This window comes from Shewanella sp. HN-41 (assembly GCF_000217915.1).
GTDB lineage: Bacteria > Pseudomonadota > Gammaproteobacteria > Enterobacterales > Shewanellaceae > Shewanella.
Window position 1 is genome coordinate 234,656 of record NZ_AFOZ01000014.1, and the last position, 17,042, is coordinate 251,697.

The 17,042-nt window shown below is 45.2% G+C and carries 15 protein-coding genes; 10 read left to right on the plus strand and 5 right to left on the minus strand.

Annotated features, from left to right (window positions below):
- Positions 1-109: 109 nt before the first annotated feature.
- Together SOHN41_RS03670 and SOHN41_RS03675 are read left to right on the plus strand one after the other, a co-directional pair.
- Positions 110-1,285 (plus strand): aromatic amino acid transport family protein, encoded by a 1,176-nt coding sequence (locus tag SOHN41_RS03670; protein WP_007645717.1) that lies wholly within the window; start codon positions 110-112, stop codon positions 1,283-1,285.
- 256 nt (positions 1,286-1,541) lie between these two features.
- Positions 1,542-3,698 carry a S46 family peptidase gene (locus SOHN41_RS03675; RefSeq protein ID WP_007645718.1) on the plus strand — a complete coding sequence of 719 codons (2,157 nt, stop codon included), beginning with the start codon at positions 1,542-1,544 and terminating at the stop codon, positions 3,696-3,698.
- 717 nt (positions 3,699-4,415) lie between these two features.
- Here SOHN41_RS03675 and SOHN41_RS03680 read toward each other — a convergent pair.
- Entirely contained in the window at positions 4,416-5,720 is a 1,305-nt protein-coding gene (locus SOHN41_RS03680) for a DUF3644 domain-containing protein (protein ID WP_007645719.1), read from the minus strand.
- Between the two features lie 267 nt (positions 5,721-5,987).
- On the opposite strand from SOHN41_RS03680, the gene SOHN41_RS20150 reads away from it, so the two are divergent.
- From SOHN41_RS20150 to SOHN41_RS20280, 7 genes are all read left to right on the plus strand, one after another.
- Positions 5,988-6,149, plus strand: a complete 162-nt coding sequence (locus SOHN41_RS20150; protein ID WP_007645720.1) for a hypothetical protein — start codon at positions 5,988-5,990, stop codon at positions 6,147-6,149.
- Between the two features lie 191 nt (positions 6,150-6,340).
- The gene (locus tag SOHN41_RS03685; RefSeq protein ID WP_037457996.1) at positions 6,341-7,615 is read left to right on the plus strand and encodes a pepsin-like aspartic protease; all 1,275 of its coding nucleotides are present in this window, start codon (positions 6,341-6,343) and stop codon (positions 7,613-7,615) included.
- 2 nt (positions 7,616-7,617) lie between these two features.
- Entirely contained in the window at positions 7,618-8,127 is a 510-nt protein-coding gene (locus tag SOHN41_RS03690; protein WP_007645724.1) for a GNAT family N-acetyltransferase, read from the plus strand.
- 64 nt (positions 8,128-8,191) lie between these two features.
- Positions 8,192-9,136: an SAM-dependent methyltransferase gene (locus SOHN41_RS03695; protein ID WP_083820728.1), complete on the plus strand. Its 945-nt coding sequence runs from the start codon at positions 8,192-8,194 to the stop codon at positions 9,134-9,136.
- A complete protein-coding gene (locus tag SOHN41_RS03700; protein WP_007645727.1) occupies positions 9,136-9,402 on the plus strand; it encodes a hypothetical protein in 267 nt (88 codons plus the stop codon). The genes SOHN41_RS03695 and SOHN41_RS03700 overlap by 1 nt, the downstream gene beginning before the upstream one ends.
- The gene (locus tag SOHN41_RS03705) at positions 9,395-11,164 is read left to right on the plus strand and encodes a tetratricopeptide repeat-containing diguanylate cyclase (protein WP_007645729.1); all 1,770 of its coding nucleotides are present in this window, start codon (positions 9,395-9,397) and stop codon (positions 11,162-11,164) included. Before SOHN41_RS03700 ends, SOHN41_RS03705 begins: the two co-directional genes overlap by 8 nt.
- Positions 11,165-11,247: 83 nt before the next feature.
- Positions 11,248-11,433 carry a hypothetical protein gene (locus SOHN41_RS20280; protein ID WP_007645731.1) on the plus strand — a complete coding sequence of 62 codons (186 nt, stop codon included), beginning with the start codon at positions 11,248-11,250 and terminating at the stop codon, positions 11,431-11,433.
- Between the two features lie 483 nt (positions 11,434-11,916).
- Here the strand turns inward: SOHN41_RS20280 and SOHN41_RS03715 are convergent, their stop codons facing one another.
- The 4 genes from SOHN41_RS03715 to SOHN41_RS03730 all read right to left on the minus strand — a co-directional run bounded on the left by SOHN41_RS03715 (position 11,917) and on the right by SOHN41_RS03730 (position 15,596).
- Entirely contained in the window at positions 11,917-12,396 is a 480-nt protein-coding gene (locus tag SOHN41_RS03715) for a hypothetical protein (RefSeq protein WP_007645733.1), read from the minus strand.
- 14 nt (positions 12,397-12,410) lie between these two features.
- Positions 12,411-13,292: an Imm49 family immunity protein gene (locus SOHN41_RS03720; protein ID WP_007645735.1), complete on the minus strand. Its 882-nt coding sequence runs from the start codon at positions 13,290-13,292 to the stop codon at positions 12,411-12,413.
- Between the two features lie 107 nt (positions 13,293-13,399).
- Positions 13,400-14,128: a 23S rRNA pseudouridine(2604) synthase RluF gene (locus SOHN41_RS03725; protein ID WP_007645738.1), complete on the minus strand. Its 729-nt coding sequence runs from the start codon at positions 14,126-14,128 to the stop codon at positions 13,400-13,402.
- A 130-nt stretch (positions 14,129-14,258) separates the two neighbouring features.
- Positions 14,259-15,596, minus strand: coding sequence for a Na+/H+ antiporter NhaC family protein (locus SOHN41_RS03730; RefSeq protein ID WP_007645740.1), 1,338 nt, complete (start codon positions 15,594-15,596; stop codon positions 14,259-14,261).
- A gap of 595 nt (positions 15,597-16,191) precedes the next feature.
- Here SOHN41_RS03730 and SOHN41_RS03735 point away from each other — a divergent pair.
- Positions 16,192-17,031 carry an FAD:protein FMN transferase gene (locus SOHN41_RS03735; RefSeq protein ID WP_007645742.1) on the plus strand — a complete coding sequence of 280 codons (840 nt, stop codon included), beginning with the start codon at positions 16,192-16,194 and terminating at the stop codon, positions 17,029-17,031.
- The last annotated feature ends 11 nt before the right edge of the window (positions 17,032-17,042 follow it).

The window sequence follows — 17,042 nt, forward strand, 5'->3', positions numbered from 1 at the left end:
AGTGATGTGTCACTTATTTCGATTTAAGACGCAAGGCTTTATCGGTTCAAATCTTACTCAAATAAAATAATAATTAATCATTGAACAGGACTATTGTGTGAATTCAAAAATGTTAGGCTCGATCGCCATCGTTGCCGGGACTGCAATTGGCGCAGGTATGTTAGCCTTACCTTTAGCGACCGCCGCTTTGGGGATTATCCCTGCGATTCTACTGTTGGTTGTTATCTGGGGTGTTTCTGCATATACCTCGCTATTAATGCTCGAAATTAATTTACGTTCAGGAGTGGGTGATAATGTGCATGCCATCACAGGCAAGCTCCTAGGTAAAAAGGGGCAAATTATTCAAGGGGCTTCTTTCTTGAGTTTATTGTTTGCCTTGACCGCAGCTTATCTTACTGGCGGTTCTTCATTATTAGTGCTTAAAGCGAAGAACATGTTCGATATCGTGCTGGATAATCAACTCGCGGTCGTGCTATTTACTTTAGTTCTCGGCGGTTTTGCGGCGCTCGGCGTAGCTTGGGTCGATAAAGTGTCCCGCTTCCTGTTTTCGTTAATGATCTTACTGCTGGTGGTTGTGGTGTTATTTCTCCTGCCTGAAGTCAGTATTGCCAGCATGGCAACGGGGGCGATTGCCGAGTCGATGACTAGCAGTTGGATGGCGGCAATCCCCGTTGTGTTTACCTCATTTGGCTTCCATGTCTGCATCGCTACCTTAGTGCGTTACCTCGATGGTGACGCGGTATCCCTACGCAAGGTGTTGTTGATTGGCTCGACAATTCCTTTGGCGTGCTACATTTTTTGGTTATTAGTGACCTTAGGAACTGTTGGTGGGGCTGAGATCAGTGGTTTTAACGGCTCTTTACCATCACTGGTTACCGCATTGCAGGAAATTGCCCATACGCCTTGGATCAGCAAATGCATCTCGTTATTCGCCGACTTAGCGCTAGTGACTTCATTTCTTGGAGTGACCTTAAGCCTATATGATTTTGTTGCTGAACTCACCCGCGCGAAAAATACCCTTATTGGCCGTATTCAGACCTGGGCACTCACCTTTGTGCCGCCCTTGCTATGTGCCTTGTATCTGCCGGAGGGCTTTGTCGCTGTGCTTGGATTCGCAGCGGTGCCTTTGGTGGTGATGATTATCTTTCTGCCGATTGCAATGGCTCTGCGTCAACGTCAACCGCAAGCTGAAGGGTATCAAGTCTCTGGCGGTTCTATTGCCTTACTTGCCGCCGGTGTATTAGGCGTTGTCATTATTGGTGCCCAGCTTGCTGTCGCCTTGTGATGGACATTACATCGCGCTATTTTAGCGAACGAAGCAGGGTAATCTCTGGGGAATGTATTTGCTTTGTAAGCGAATTTTTCTGAACCTGTTATAGAGTGTACCCCATGTGATAGAGTCAGGCCCAGTGCCTGACTTTTTGCTTTTTAGGGTTTAAAGCGAGTGGTACTCGGTTTTAGCACTGTTACTCATAACGATTAAAACAAGAACATAGCCCAGCTTGCGCGTGGCTTTATTCACATCAAACGGACTTAACACAATGAAAAAATGGTTACTCACAGTTGCCGTGGCCGCCAGTTTTGGCGCTCAGGCTGACGAAGGTATGTGGCAGCCCCATCAGCTGCCCGCTATGGCCGATGAGCTTAAAGCAAAAGGTCTAGAAATTGATGCCAAATCGATTTCAAAACTCACCGAATTCCCAATGAACGCCGTGATCAGCCTTGGTGGCTGTACTGCATCATTCGTATCGCCAAAAGGCTTGGTTGTCACTAACCACCACTGTGCCTATGGTGCGATTCAATATAACTCCACCCCAGAAAAAAACCTGCTGCAGGAGGGTTTTTTAGCTAAGACCTTCGCCGATGAATTACCTGCCACACCGGGTTCACGTGTGTATGTGACCGAAGATGTGACCAATGTGACCGAGCGCGTTAAAGGCGGGCTCGAAGGCAAAGTGGGTAGCGACTTCTATCAAGGCGTTGAAAGCCAAGAAAAAGCCTTAGTGGCAGAGTGTGAGAAAGATGAGGGGTACCGTTGCCAAGTGTATAGCTTCCACGGCGGCCTCGAATATTATCTGGTCAAGCAACTGGAAATCCGTGATGTTCGCTTAGTCTATAACCCAGCGGGCAGCGTGGGTAAATACGGTGGCGACGTCGATAACTGGATGTGGCCGCGTCACACCGGTGATTTTTCTTTCTATCGCGCCTATGTTTCTAAAGCGGGCAAACCTGCCGATTTTAGCAGCGACAACGTGCCATACGAGCCAAAGAGCTTCTTAAAAGTATCGGCTAAAGGCGTGAGCGATGGCGATTTTGTGATGGTGGCGGGTTACCCAGGTCGCACCAACCGATATCGTATTGCCAATGAAGTGCAAAATCAGTTCGAGTGGGCTTATCCCGAAGGCAAAATGTTGCGCGAGCGCTTTATTGAGATCATTAAAGAAACTGCGCCCGAGGGTAGCGATGAGCGTATTAAGTACGAGAGCCAAATTGCAGGCCTTGCAAACTACGCGAAAAACTTCACCTCGATGATCGAGTTTTATGGCAAATCCACTATGCTTGCGGACCGTAAAGCCCTCGAAGCTAAGCTTGCTGAGTGGATAGCTAAAGACAGCAGCCGTGAAGCGAAATACGGCAAAACCTTAGCCGAATTAGATGCGTTAATTGCTAAGAGTAAAGTGCATCAAGAACGCGACATGATCTTAAGTTACATTGATAGTACGACTATGTTGCCAACGGCGCGCAGCTTATACCGCCTCGCGAACGAGAAGCAACTGCCGGATATGCAGCGTGAACCGGGCTTCCAAGAACGTGATATGACACGCCTTAAAGCCAGCATGGAGCGTATCGACCGTCGTTATGCGCCAAGCGTCGATAAAGCCGTGTTATTCGATATGCTGAAACGTTACGCCGCACTGCCAGAAGACAAACGTTTACCTGCATTGGATAAAGCCTTTGGGATCGATAAAAAGTTCAGCGAAGCTAAGCTTTCTAAAACCTTAGATAAAATGTACGCCAAAACTGAGTTAGGCAAAAAAGACGTGCGTCTGGCATGGATGGATAAATCCGTTGCCGATTTTAAAGCCTCTAAAGATCCTTTCATTCAATTCGCCGTCGCTATGTATGACACAGATATAGCAGAAGAAAAGAAAGAAAAACAACTGGATGGCGAGCTGATGAAAGTGCGTCCTCAGTATATGGATGCCATCATTGCCTACAACCTAGAGCAAGGTAAGCCTGTTTATGCCGATGCGAACTCCAGCCTACGTGTCACGGTTGGCCATGTGAAAGGCTATTCACCAAAAGACGGCTTAGTGGCTGTGCCATTCACTCGCCTTGAAGGTATAGTGCAAAAGGACACAGGTATTGACCCATTCGATGCGCCGAAAAAACAGTTAGAGCTAATTAAGCAGAAGCAATACGGTGATTTCTATGTGAAAGCCATCGATTCTGTACCGGTTAACTTCCTGTCGACGTTAGACACAACGGGCGGTAACTCAGGTTCACCCACCCTAAACGGCCGCGCCGAACTCGTCGGCCTGCTGTTCGACGGTGTGTATGAAAGCATTATCGGCGGTTGGGCATTTGATAATGAAATTAACCGTTCTATTCATGTTGATAGCCGCTATATGTTGTGGGTGATGAAGTATTTAGATCATGCAGACAATTTATTAGCCGAGATGGAAATCGTTAAATAATCCATAGCCGCACTAGCAATGGTGCGGCCTAGCGTTATTCGGATTACTAGCATTCAAGCGCAATTTAGCGCTCTTTGAATGCAGCCATAACAAGATAATAAAATAGCGATAAACTCACTGGGTTTATCGCTATTTTTGTATTCAAAGGTTGGAAACCGTTTTGCGTAATTTGGTGGTGAGAAAGCCGTTTTATATAAATTTTTAATTGGTTGAGTTTGAGCTAATAGCGGGGATTCATCGTAACTCGATTTGCGGTTGGAACATGTTGGCCAGTGCTGGGGAGTCGTCTAGTTAAACCTGTAACTTCAGTCATTAGGAACTTTGTGTTCGCTGATTTCCACTCATACAGGCTTGCCATGGCATTAGCTCACCGACACGGTGAATAGAAACCTAGGGTTTCTAAGCTTATGAACGAGAGCCATGGATGGCGAACTGGCCGTTAAACAAGGATGTTGTTCAAGTCCATCCATGGATGCCAAAAAGCGGCCATGGGGCGGACGGTCGTCTCGCTAATCACCATGGCGCACCTTTCGAACATTCGCGTAACCTGTAGATTTAAAAGACATACGCAACATACTTTTGGACATCTCCTAGTTAAAGCCTTAATCCTAACTCGTCAGTTTCGGGCTAAAAATTGTATAGATTAACGCCCAACTCAACGTGCAATTAGAGCGCAGCGTAAATTGAGCCGCTGCAGTGGTTTGTTAAGTGACATTCTTATTTGCTAATCTTTTGTGGCTTATAACAACTTTTTGCATTGGCTACGAAATTTTGAACATTACCAATCTTTTCAACCAACAAATCAACAAGATTTTCTGAATAATAATGCAACTCTGGATTATTATGATGATATTCATTGTTTGCATTTTTAACTTTTATCTTATCAAGCATAGCTCTAAAACAGTGTTGATTTAGGGTTGGCTTTCCTGATTTTTTGCAACGAGCAACTAAAAATTTATCTAGTGATTCAGGTGAATATTGCTCCGAAAGCCTTTGATTCACTCTTTTTATAGCAGTCCCCTCTAAGTAGGGATGTGATTTTTCTCTATCTATAGGTTTATGTAATATCAGGGCTTTTCTTAGCCCAGACATACCATCTTCCGCTTTGGCTAGAGTAATTACTTGACCGTCTTCACCATCTTTTGCAAACACTAACTTTACATTTAAGGGAATCGCAAATTCTATATCATCTATGTCTTGCACTTCTTCCGTCAGACTTTCAGCCAAATTTAATATTTCATTTGCCACATCACCATAGTTTGTTTGTAAAACTGACACAGGTGGATATTTAAAATCTCCAACTAAAGAAATCATTCCTGTGTGTGACGTACTTAAGAATGGCTGTTCAGAAAAATCTTCAAATTTTGATGAGTAATTAAGTACGCCAGATTGAAACAAGCGAGAAGCAATTCCCTGGATCTCAGGCATTAATAAATGTACAGCTTGATCTCTAAAAAAAACTATTTTTTCTAGGTTAGATCTTACCTTATTACCCGTCTGGAAAATTATGTTTATGGAATCACGAAGTGAAATCGTCTCTTTCAAGCCATTTTTCTTTTCCTTTCTGAATATTGCTTGTTCACCATTCAGTTCAATAATCATAGCTTTTAGCAGTTGCTCCCAAGCTGTACAGAAACACATCACAAAACCATCCATTCTGTTTTCAAGTGACGGCCTGTTGTATAACTCTAAAGCAAGTAGCATATTATCACGCGACTTTCTCAACAAAGCTTTTGCCAGCTTCGATTTACAATTATGCCCTAGTCCACGTCTGTGTTTGCTTTGAGATAATTTTTTGGAAAATTCGATTAAAGATAGGCTTAATGAATTTGATGCGTCGTATACTCCAGAAGAAATTTCGCTCAGAAAATCCGACAATTGGCCTTTATTTAAGTAAGTTTTGAAAGTCGATTCTTTCCAACCAGTAGCATCAATAAGCTCGGCTTTTGTGAAAGTTTTTGAAGTCCTTTCTTTTTCTTGAAGGAACGTCAGAAAACGCTCATGGCTTTTGTTTATTTTCACTATGTTTCACTCCTGAATCAACTAAAAATAGGCCATCCTTTTTTAATCACCAACATAATGCACTTCCGCTTTGTCGACAACATTCTCTGGCTAAAATGACTTGAATATCAGGCATCAAAAGTAGGAGGACTACATCTGAGGCAAAAATGGTAATAGGGACTGATTTTAAAGAGGTAGTTCAAGGCTTATCTAAGTTCTACTAGGACGCGGCATATAAACCTCCTTGTTCAACGCTTACACAAATCATAGCCGAAGGTGCTATTAACTATGGGAGTCTCCATTCTCCCTTGGCCCCATCAGACGGCCTTTAAACGGACTCAATTTGCCAAGCGAAAGCTCTTGTTTATCGACAATCAGCTATTACCCAAAAGCAGTGATACCGAGGCGATTCGGCGGATGCAAAACGAAGTTATCAATGAATTCAGTTAAGGTAAGAATTAGATTAAAAGCTCAACTATTCAGCTTGTTAGCAAGTAGTGAGTCGCTGATCAGTTTAATAAAACAGCAGTTAAAATCACTTTGGGTAATAATCTTTCTTTGCTGGCAAGCCACGCTTGACACCACAGCGCGAGTCTGTGATAACAAGTTCCTAACCTTTACCCTTCTTAATGTTTATTTTTATGTCTAGCCATTTACATCAAAGTCGACTGGCGTTAACCAACGTCTTAGCAGAAGGGGGCTACACTGCCAGTGTTAAATTGGGCAGTCAGGCCACGAAAGTTAATCTCATCATAGATACAGGTAGTTCCACCTTAGTGGTGCACCATAATCGCTATCAACCCCAGCACGATGAATATCTGCGGCCAACGACCTTAGCTCAAGAAGTCTGTTACGGTTTAGGCGGTTGGCTTGGCGCTGTGATTTATACCAAAGTGACGACGCCGTATCTGCATTTAGATAATACCCCTGTGGCCTTAGTACACCGTGAGGCTGAGCATACTTTTTTGAACGCCGATGGCATTTGGGGCTTGGCTTATCATAGGCTTAACCCAAGTTATGATATGGGCCGTTATTTGACAGCCCACAGTGTCGAGCCACCAGTGACCTATCCTTGGCCCTTTCCTGATCCTCATCATCCGCTTTGCCATCAGGACTTAACCGATTTTAAGGCCTTGCTCTATACCGCTATCGAGCACGATGTGCCGACCTACTTTAGCTTAATGGAAGAGACGGGCCGCTGCGCCAATCGGTTTGCGTTCATCTCACGCCGCTCTAGCATTCATTACGCCAGCGAGCATATCGACCAACATGCTTTACATGCAGATCCGCTCAATCAAGGCTGGCTGATATTAGGCGGTGGCGAAGAACACACTCAGTGTTATCAGGGAGAGTTTATCGATGTCAAAGTGGTGCATGACCGCTATTACAACGTGAATTTACTCAGCATCAATATAGTGGGCGCTGACCGCATTCATTTGCCCACTGTAGAAGAGGCGCACTTAAATCGTGGTTCCAGCAATGCCATTATCGATACTGGCGCATCTATGGTGTCACTGCCGCAAACGGCATTTAGCGCATTGATGAGTCAGCTAAAAGCGCAGGCGCCAAACGCTGCAGAACTGCTGGCGCCGTTCGAGCAAGGATTTAAGGCGCAGCAAACAGGCATTGACGCCAGCGCATTATGTTTAAGCGATTGGCCGGATATTGAGTTTCATTTTGAAGCTGAAAATGGTCACAGCGTCACTCTTAGCTGTCCGCCTACCAGCTATTGGCAAGTCAACACTCCAGCTTACGGTAAAGCGTGTTTTAAATTTATGGGGCAGTTACCGCAATGGCCTGCCCAAAGCATTTTAGGCTTGCCACTACTTAACCCCTATTTCGTGGTGTTTCGTCGCGATGAAGGCGAAGCCGGCATAGTGCGCTTTGCTGCCGTAGCCGATGAGGTGTCAGTGTAAATATGATTTCGCTTCAAACCAGTAAAGTCTGGCTCACGCCTCTGTCAGATGCCGATGAAGACCTATTTGTTGAGCTGTATACCTCGGCGCGTTTGATGAGCAAGATTGCCGAGCCATTAACGGTTGAACGCGCCCAAAATGCGTTTCAAAAAACACTGGCTGCGACTTTGAATACCCCTCCTAAAATAATGAGTTGGGTCATTAGAGATAAGCTTGCTAATACTGCAATGGGCATAGTTGGCTTTTCGGCAATCACTTATCCTGAGCAAGCAGAGTTAGGTATTATTTTACGTCGAGAGGCTCACGGTAAAGGTGTAGTCGTTGAAGTTGGGGATGTGTTGTGTGATTACGCGCTAAAACAAGTGGGACTGCACCGCATTCGCGCTGAACATCACATCGAGAACCGGATCACCCAACGTATATTACGGCAAATGGGTTTTAACCCACCGCAGCCACATAAATGTAAGGCTGACACTTTAGAATGCTTTTTAACAGCGTCTAAATTCGCTTGAACTGTTTCAAAACGAGATAAAAAATGTTAATTTCGGCAAATAATAAAACTAACAAATATTTTACATGTCGGGTCGTTTAACTTGCGTTGGTGTCGGCATGACACTCGGCGCCCACCTTTGTCCTATCAGTCGCAGCCATATTGAGAACGCCGACGTGGTGTTTTCTGCCATGTCCGATGGCTTTGTCGAGCTGTGGTTAAACGAACTGCATCACGATGTTCGTAGTCTGCAAGACTATTACGCCGCCGATAAATCCCGCCATATTACTTACCAAGAAATGGTCGATGTAATGCTGGCGCAAGTGCGTTTAGGTAAAAAAGTGGTCGGGGCTTTTTACGGTCATCCCGGAGTATTTGCTAAGTCGCCCCACGAGGCGATAGCACAGGCAAAACGCGAAGGTTTTACCGCACAGATGATCCCCGGTATTTCGGCTGAAGACTGTTTGTACGCCGACTTAGGAATCGATCCCGGCAAGTTTGGCTGCCAACATTTTGAAACCACCCAGTTTATGTTGTACCAACGTCGCGTCGATGCCAGTGCCTATTTAGTGCTATGGCAAATTGGCTTGGCGGGCGATCTCATTATGGGCATTGTGGTGACGGGCCGCGAAGAGCGGCAATTATTGCTTGAGCTACTGGCAAAAGAGTATCCGTTAACCCATGAGTGCTATTTATACGAAGCGCCAACTATGCCGCTGCAAACGCCGCGAATCGACAAACTGGAATTACAGGCCTTACTGGATGCGCCAATCCATTTACATACTACCTTAGTGATACCGCCAGCGTTGGCACTGCAAGATAACCATGATATGCGCAGACGTCTTAAGCAATTGGCTGCAAATAAAGCCAGTACATTAGGTAAGCCTAATGGTGAGCAGACATTTTATGCTAAACCTTACGCCGCAGTGAGCGCTGATGCGAACAATATTGGCGCGAATGCAATAGACTTACCCCCTCAGCGCAATACGGACAATGTATTGCCATTTATCAAAACGAAAAGGAAGCTTTAATGAACTCAGCAATTCAATTTCTAGCCCGCTTAGGCAGTGATGCCGCTCTACAAGACACCACAACGTTAGCAACGGCATTAGCCGAAGCCAATTTATCGCCAGAGGCAATGACACTTATTCAAGCTAGTGACGTTGAAGGCCTGAAATGCCTGATGCCAGTACGCCATGACATCGTTTGTCTTATGGTGCCTGCTGAAGATGAGCAAGAAAGCCAAGAATCGGAAGAAAACGATACCGATGTTACCCAACAGGTCGTAAATGGCTAAATTTATAGCCGTTATCATAGCCAGCATTATGCTGGCTATGCCGTTTGGGGTATTTGCTAGCACTTCAACAGAATCAGCCGTCGATGCTGAGCAAAGCTATTATCAGATCCTTAGCGAAGCGGATGGTCTACGCTCGAGCGATCCCCAAAGATTTAGCCAGTTATTAACTGAGGTCCGTGAACAGCAAGCCAAGCTGAATCAGCAAGAGCTTGATTACTTAGCTTATTTAAGTGCATATGAGTTGTCTTTTTCGGGAAAATTCACCGAGGCAGTAGCTGCGTACCAAGCACTCATTAACTCACATGCCGATCCCGAGCTAACCTTGAGGGCTCGGCTGTCTGTGGTCAATATTTATGCCTTTAGCCAAAACTGGAATGGTGGGCTCACGCAATTAGCGCAGATCCTACCTGAGCTGCCAAGGGTGAGTGACCCACAGCTTAAAACCAATGGCTGGGCAATTGCGGCTGTTTTTTATAACGGCCTAGGTCAATATCCCTTAGGGCTGGAATACAGCCAGCAATTAAAAAATACCGCTACCGATCCCCGTAGCCAATGTATGGCGGTTCAACTCGAAGTCGAATCTAAATTTAGGTTACATAGCATAGCTGCAAGCAGCCCCGATTTTGACGAAGCAATTGCCGTGTGTGAGGGGAATAATGAACTGGTGATGGCCAGCATCATCAGGAGTAATCGCGCCGAGCAGTATTTAAGCGAGGGGAATAGTGAGAAAGCGCTATCGGTACTCGAGTCCAATTTAGCGGCTGTCGAAAGCTCTGGTTATGCACCTATTAAAGCGTCTTATTATTCATTATTGGCCGATGCGTATTTGAATCAAGGACAACTAGATGCAGCTAAATCCTATGCCGAAATTGTCAGCTCAAATAAAGTCATTTCAACAAATAATATAACGAATGCCAGAGCTAATAGGGTTTTATACGAAATCTATCGTCAGCAAGGCGATACCGCCGCCGCACTCGAAGCCTATATTCGTTTTGCTGAAGCCGATAAAGCCTATTTAGATGAAGTGAAAACCAAAAACTTGGCGTTCCAATTGGCCGAGCATCAAAGTATTGAGCAGCAAAATCGTATCAGCTTGCTGGATGAGCAGAATAAATTGCTCACAGTGCAGCAACAGCTAGATCAGGCCGAAACCTTTAATAATCGACTGCTGATCGCGGTATTGTTCAGCGTCATTTTAGGCTTAGTGACTTGGGGTTATCATTCGTTTAAAAACCAAAAACGGCTTAAGCAATTGGCCGAATATGACAGTTTGACTGGGCTATTTAGTCGCGGCCATTTTACCCAAGTGTCACGTAGCGCGATGAAACATACCGAAACCTTAGGGGCGCCTGTCAGTTGTATCTTGTTCGACTTAGATCGCTTTAAACGAATCAATGACATTATGGGGCATAAAACCGGCGATTGGGCGTTAAAACTTGCCGCAACCGTTTGCCAAGAGCAAGTGCGAGATTATGACATTGTTGGCCGTATCGGTGGTGAAGAATTTTGCGTGTTATTGCCTGAGTGCGTAGCGCAAGATGCTGAGCTGGTGGCGCAAAGTGTGCGCGAAGCGTTGGCAAACAGGGATACCTCTGAAAGCGGCCACAGCTTTAAGCTCACCGCCAGCTTTGGTGTCAGCGATACTTTAAGCTCAGGCTACTGTTTAGAGCAATTGGCCGCCAATGCTGACAAAGCCATGTATCGCGCCAAAAACACGGGCCGCAATCAGGTTTGCGTGTTTGATAGCGAGCTTGATAAGTAATCCCTGCTCGCGCGCATCAGGTGTAATGTTTATTATTTGTTACAAGTATTTGATAAAAACAATAAACATTGAAAAGAGCGCTTATGGCGCTCTTTTTTATCGCCATTTTTTACGAAGGTTACATACCAGACGTTTCGCTAACAGCGGTTAAAGAGTCAATCATGAGCTTACTTGCGACAACCTCAACACCACCTTATTACGCGGTGATTTTCACCTTGATTCGCACAAAGCAGACCGAGGGTTATATGGAGATAGCGCAAAAATGTTAGCGCTGGCAGTGGAGCTAAACGGCTTTTTAGGCGTCGAGTCGGCGCGGGGATAAGTGGGGATCACAGTATCTTATTGGTAAAGTCTTGAAACGATAGCGGTATGGAAAGCCAATAGCGAGCATCTTATCGTCCTGCACATGGAACGTGAGAGTGGTATCGCCAGTTTAACACCCGTATTGCTAGAGTGAGCGTGATTATTCGTTTTAACAGGCTTAGATTAATGACATCAAGAGGAGATAAAAATGCCGCCCTATCATCTTAAGGAGTTATGAATGAACTTTGGTGTCGATTCATCAGCGATATGGGGCGGCGTATCGGTACATGCTAAACCAAAGCATTGCCGGAGGTTAATTACTGCGCTATTAACGATGGGTGTCTTCGTTTTCCCCGTTTTCCAATTGTTAGCTTAAAGGATGAGAACTGAGATTTAACTATGGCAGGTTCTCCAACCTTTCTTTAAGAGATCAATTTATATCTATATCATTATTCTTGAATAGCTAACGGAATAATATTGAGCTTCTTTGTTTCCATATCGATAAATGCAACCGCTAGTGAAATAGAACCATCTTTTACGTGGCTTTCAATTTTATCCGCAATAGCTAATTGCGTACCAGATAAGCGCAGTGAGTACACGACCATATTTAACCAAGGCTTAGAGAATTGCAGAAAACAACCCATTGACAGCTTATCAAGCTGAATGCCACCGTCAGAGCCCGTGATTTTCATACCTAACATTAACAAAAATTGTCCGTTTTTTTCACCCGCTGCAAGCATGTCATTGTTATATTCACCTCCAAATCGCCCTGCTAATATCTCAAGACCTTGCTGTTTTGCAACTGTGACAAATATATCACTACGACGACGAGCATCGGCAGAATATTCATTCATCTGATAACTGATATCAGGCATATCTCCATCGGCATTTACTGGTGAATTATTTTTAAAAATATCAAATATGCTCATATAAACTCTCAATATTAGGCAAAGGGTGATGAACCTACAGTAACATCGACTCGTTTATCCACTTCACTCACTGGCGAAAAAGGCTCCATTTCATTCGTAAAAGGCTGAAATAGATCAAAATCAGCTAAAAAATCATATTCATCACGATATGTGGTAAGGGGGGATATTGGCAGCCATTCCATAGGCAAATAAGGACTATCAACTTGTACCTGATATCCAGCACGCCAAGCCATTTTGGCGTAAATAAAGCCAAACAACGACATTAAATGCTCGGTTAATCCCAGTGCGCCATCAAAATTGCGCACTTTAGCTTTCGGGCCCGTAAGACTATTTAATACCTGTTCCATGGCAGGTACATCTCCTTTTGCCAACGCTAGATAGAACTCATGGTCAATTTGGTACTTTGCCATCTTTTTCCCCGGTGGGTTGGCTAAAATATATTCTGCACGTTCCCCCAACAAATCCCATTTACCTTGAAGCGCTAAAATCGCTTGGAACGCATGATATTCAGGGCACCCCACACGGTTGCGCACTGCTTTCCCACCTGTTACACGGTAAAGAGGAGAGATAAACTGGCTATGCCAGCTTATCAAAGGCTCATGATCACTTATCAGTGCCATAAAGTGGCAAAATGTACCTTGCCACTCGCTGCTGGCCCTCTGAGTATAGAGTCTATCTAACTTAGCCGAGGTATAGGCATGTTGGCGAAGTTGCTCTAAATCCCCATCCTTAAACCATGACAACAAGGATTTAGCATAATAGTGAGACTTTAATGCTAATAAGCAACCTTGCCGTGATCCAGTATTCGTCAGAATAAATTCTAGTGCATCGTCAATACGCGTATCGACAGTCCAATTAAGTCTATCTATTCCCGTTTCAAAGCATATTTTTGCCATCGTGCTCTGTCTCTTAATAACTATTGTCTCGTTCTCGCGTTATCCTAACAAGAAAAAGGGTTAAACGATTGTCAGTTATTGGCTCAATTTAGAATTCCAATAGTCTTTTATACTATCGCCAATGCCGTTTTAAGTGCGGTGATTTCCTGTGGTGTTAATGGCCGCATTTGACCTTCTTGTAACTCACCCAATGCTAATTCACGTAAATTCAGTGTCATTATGGCGATGCGCTCAAGATCGATAACGCGATACCCGAGTGCCTTGGACATACGCCGAATTTGTCGATTGAGTCCTTGGGTCAGCACGATTTCAAAGCTGTCCGAACTGAGACGGCGGGCTTGGCAGGGCAGGGTTTTTAGGTCTTTATAGCTCACTCCACTTGCCATTTGCTCAACAAAATCATCAGCGAACGGCCTATCGAGGCGCACATGGTAGGTTTTGCTGTGGGCAAAACTGGGGTGCATCAGTTTATGGGTTAATTCGCCATCGTTAGTTAACAGCAGCAGGCCGCGGGAATCCTTATCGAGCCTGCCGATGGGATAGAGTCTTGGTGCTTTGGGGAGTAGGTGTATAAGGCTCGTTTTATCCTGCTCCTGCAGACGGCAATCCGTGCCCACGGCTTTGTTGAATATCCAATAGGCGAGTGTTTCGGCTTTAGTGATAGGTGTGCCATCAAGCTCAATGCCGTCGAGGCAGTTTAATGATCCATCCAAACGGATAGGATCCGTGTGGTGGGCGATACGGCCATTGAGTGTGATGCGCCCGCCCTCAATTAAACGGCAGGCTTCACGGCGTGAACCAATGCCACATTGGGCGAGGTATTTTGCGAGGCGCATATCAATCCAAGGCTGGTGAATTTAAAAATAGAAAAGGAGCCAAATTCGGCTCCTTTAATTGTACTTATCGGCATCTTAATTAGCTATTTCAACCTGCTACTTAACACGAGATAAGTGCAGGTGTCATCTATCAATGACGTTTGCGGAAAATCACAATCGCAATCGCCACGGCAGCAAGGATCATGCAGTACCAAGCATAGGACACAGCGGCTAGCGGTGTGATACTAAAGGTCGATGCGATCAGCAAGGCCTGTGCGCCATAGGGAATTAAGCCTTGGACAATACAGGCGAAAATATCGAGTACGCTGGCGGCACGTTTTGGGCTTACGCCGTGTTTTTCGGCTAAATCCTTAGCAATATCACCAGTCACCACGATGGAAACCGTGTTATTTGCCACACAAGCATTAGTCACTGCGACTATGCCAGCCATGCCAAGCTCGGCTGCGCGGCATGAGGCTTCACCTCGGGCCTTTGAGAAGCGAGCGATCAGTTTTTCAATCTGTTTGCTAACAAAGGCCAAGCCTCCTTGTTGCTGCATCAGTGCGGCTAAACCACCAACCAACATAGACAGGATAAAAATCTCCTGCATATTGCTAAAACCTGCGTAGATATCCTTACCAAACTGGATCACACCGTAATCCATAGTAAACAGGCCCGTAGCGCCCGCTAATAAGATGCCTAAGGTCAGGACCACAAATACGTTCAGACCCGCCACGGCTAAGATCAAAATGGTCAGATAAGGAATGACCTTAATCAGATCGATATTCTGTGGCGCTAGCTCCGCTTGTCCTTGGCCTGCAATGACAAAGGCGATAAAAGTGAGCACAGATGCGGGAATCGCAAATATTAAGTTTTCACGGAATTTATCTTTCATATCACAGCCTTGGGTGCGAGTGGCTGCAATGGTGGTATCGGAAATAATCGACAAGTTGTCACCAAAAAGCGCACCTGACATCACTGCACCCGCCATCAGGGCGTAATCGATTTGGGCTTGGTCGGCAACGCCTAGGGCAATTGGTGCAACGGCGGCTATGGTGCCCATAGACGTACCCATGGCCGTGGCGATAAAGGCCGCAATCACAAAGAAGCCGGGTAACAGCAGGTTCGATGGGATCAAGGATAAGCCTAAAGCGACGGTGGCATCGACGCCACCTGTGGCTTTAGCGACCGCTGCGAAGGCGCCTGCTAATAAATAAATCAAACACATAGCAATAATATTGCTGTGGCCGATGCCCGCTATAAAAGTATCAATCGATTGATTTAATTTTTGTTTTGATAACACCAACGCCAGAATAATTGCAGGTAAAATGGCGATAACACTGGGTAATTGATAGAAGGCAAAGTCGACGCCCTGGCTTTGGAAATACACGCCTGCGCCAATAAATAGACCTAGGAAAACCAATAATGGCAACAGGGCAATAAAGGATGCCGGACTGCTCTGTGAAGATGTTTGTGCTGAATGACTCAATGTTGTCTCTCTTTTACTTAGAGTTTTATCCGCGGGGTCCTTGGCAGTCAAACTCACTTAAATTTCATGCCGCTTTGGCATCATATCCTAGCAACTTGTGGCAAAGCATATTGGATTGCCAATTTACTGTCAATCTAGACGTCTGGATGTTTTTACTTCCGCTGTGATCTGCTCGTTAAAAAGAAGTTTAAATCGTGATTTATTAATTTTTTTGTATTTTAAAAACATGATATTACGTATTACTTGATTCATTGTTAGGTTATCGTGGCTAGTAAATACCTCGCCATAGTTCTGACTAGAAATATAGGCCTATTTCGCTATTTGTTCTTTGGACTGCCGACTTATTATAGAAATTCGATGATTTAGGGGACCCCACACACCGCTCGTCGCAATTCATCTAGGCATAGGACTTACTCTTTTTTGACGGCTAAGCTGTGGTGCAAAATGCTGGTGAGTGAGTATTTGCCAGTTCTGCAAAGATTCGATCTTTGGGGGCACGCTTGCCTGACAATGCTGAGGCGACTATTGCTGTTAGCCGTGAGATGGAGTAAAACAGTGATCCTGCATCCACATCCATTTCGTAGCCAGCAATATAGTGATACGTAGAGCTAAGCCATTACTGGGCACTTTAGTTGAAATTGCCGTCGAATCCATTGTTGAAGATCCTTCTCGGCCAACACTCGATGGGCAAGCCATTCAAGCGGCGATTACTGCCGCTTTTTCCCGTATTGCACAAATTGGGCGTTTGTTAAGTTTTCACCAACAGGACAGTGAGTTAAATCTATTAAACCGCCAACCAGGACACTGGATCCCCCTAAGCCAAGATAGCCTGAGGGTATTCAAGTTAGCTAAATGGTTCGGTAGAGCCAGTGACAACTTGTTTAATTGCACTATCGGCGGTGAAATGATGTCCCGTGGAGCCCTACCTTGTTACCTAGGCATGCCACTGCTTTTACAGGGTGACTGGCGAGATATTGAGATTAGAGGTAACCAAGTACGCTTAGCTAGGCCATTAATTGTCACCTTGGACGGCATTGCTAAGGGATACGCGGTTGATATGGCGGTCAGTGAGTTACGCCGTGCTGGCGTATCCGGTGGTTGGGTCAATGCGGGAGGGGACTTGAAGGTGTTTGGTTCAGCCTCCTTAGATGCGCTGTGTCGAGGCTCGAATGGGCTAAGCCAAAAGGTGACTATACGCAATATGGCTCTTGCTAGCTCGCGAGTCTCGCAGCAATTGAGCTTGGGTTGTCCTGCGCTGCTATTACCCACTGGCAATGTCGATATGATGAGCTTCGATGCTTCTAATGAGCGAATTGTCAGCGTCCAAGCCAACTTTGCATGGAGAGCCGATGCGCTAACAAAGGTGGCTGGTTACCTCTCTGCCGAAGTGGCAAAGGATAAAGTCCGTCTGCTCGGTGGGCAGCTAGTCAACTAACAGTCATCTTG

Excerpts from the sequence above, each read along its gene's own strand:
- SOHN41_RS03670 (WP_007645717.1), top strand. The coding sequence starts at position 110 with ATGTTAGGCTCGATCGCCATCGTTGCCGGGACTGCAATTGGCGCAGGT.
- SOHN41_RS03675 (WP_007645718.1), top strand. The coding sequence starts at position 1,542 with ATGAAAAAATGGTTACTCACAGTTGCCGTGGCCGCCAGTTTTGGCGCT.
- SOHN41_RS20150 (WP_007645720.1), top strand. The coding sequence starts at position 5,988 with ATGGGAGTCTCCATTCTCCCTTGGCCCCATCAGACGGCCTTTAAACGG.
- SOHN41_RS03685 (WP_037457996.1), top strand. The coding sequence starts at position 6,341 with ATGTCTAGCCATTTACATCAAAGTCGACTGGCGTTAACCAACGTCTTA.
- SOHN41_RS03690 (WP_007645724.1), top strand. The coding sequence starts at position 7,618 with ATGATTTCGCTTCAAACCAGTAAAGTCTGGCTCACGCCTCTGTCAGAT.
- SOHN41_RS03695 (WP_083820728.1), top strand. The coding sequence starts at position 8,192 with ATGTCGGGTCGTTTAACTTGCGTTGGTGTCGGCATGACACTCGGCGCC.
- SOHN41_RS03700 (WP_007645727.1), top strand. The coding sequence starts at position 9,136 with ATGAACTCAGCAATTCAATTTCTAGCCCGCTTAGGCAGTGATGCCGCT.
- SOHN41_RS03705 (WP_007645729.1), top strand. The coding sequence starts at position 9,395 with ATGGCTAAATTTATAGCCGTTATCATAGCCAGCATTATGCTGGCTATG.
- SOHN41_RS20280 (WP_007645731.1), top strand. The coding sequence starts at position 11,248 with ATGGCGCTCTTTTTTATCGCCATTTTTTACGAAGGTTACATACCAGAC.
- SOHN41_RS03715 (WP_007645733.1), bottom strand. The coding sequence starts at position 12,396 with ATGAGCATATTTGATATTTTTAAAAATAATTCACCAGTAAATGCCGAT.
- SOHN41_RS03720 (WP_007645735.1), bottom strand. The coding sequence starts at position 13,292 with ATGGCAAAAATATGCTTTGAAACGGGAATAGATAGACTTAATTGGACT.
- SOHN41_RS03725 (WP_007645738.1), bottom strand. The coding sequence starts at position 14,128 with ATGCGCCTCGCAAAATACCTCGCCCAATGTGGCATTGGTTCACGCCGT.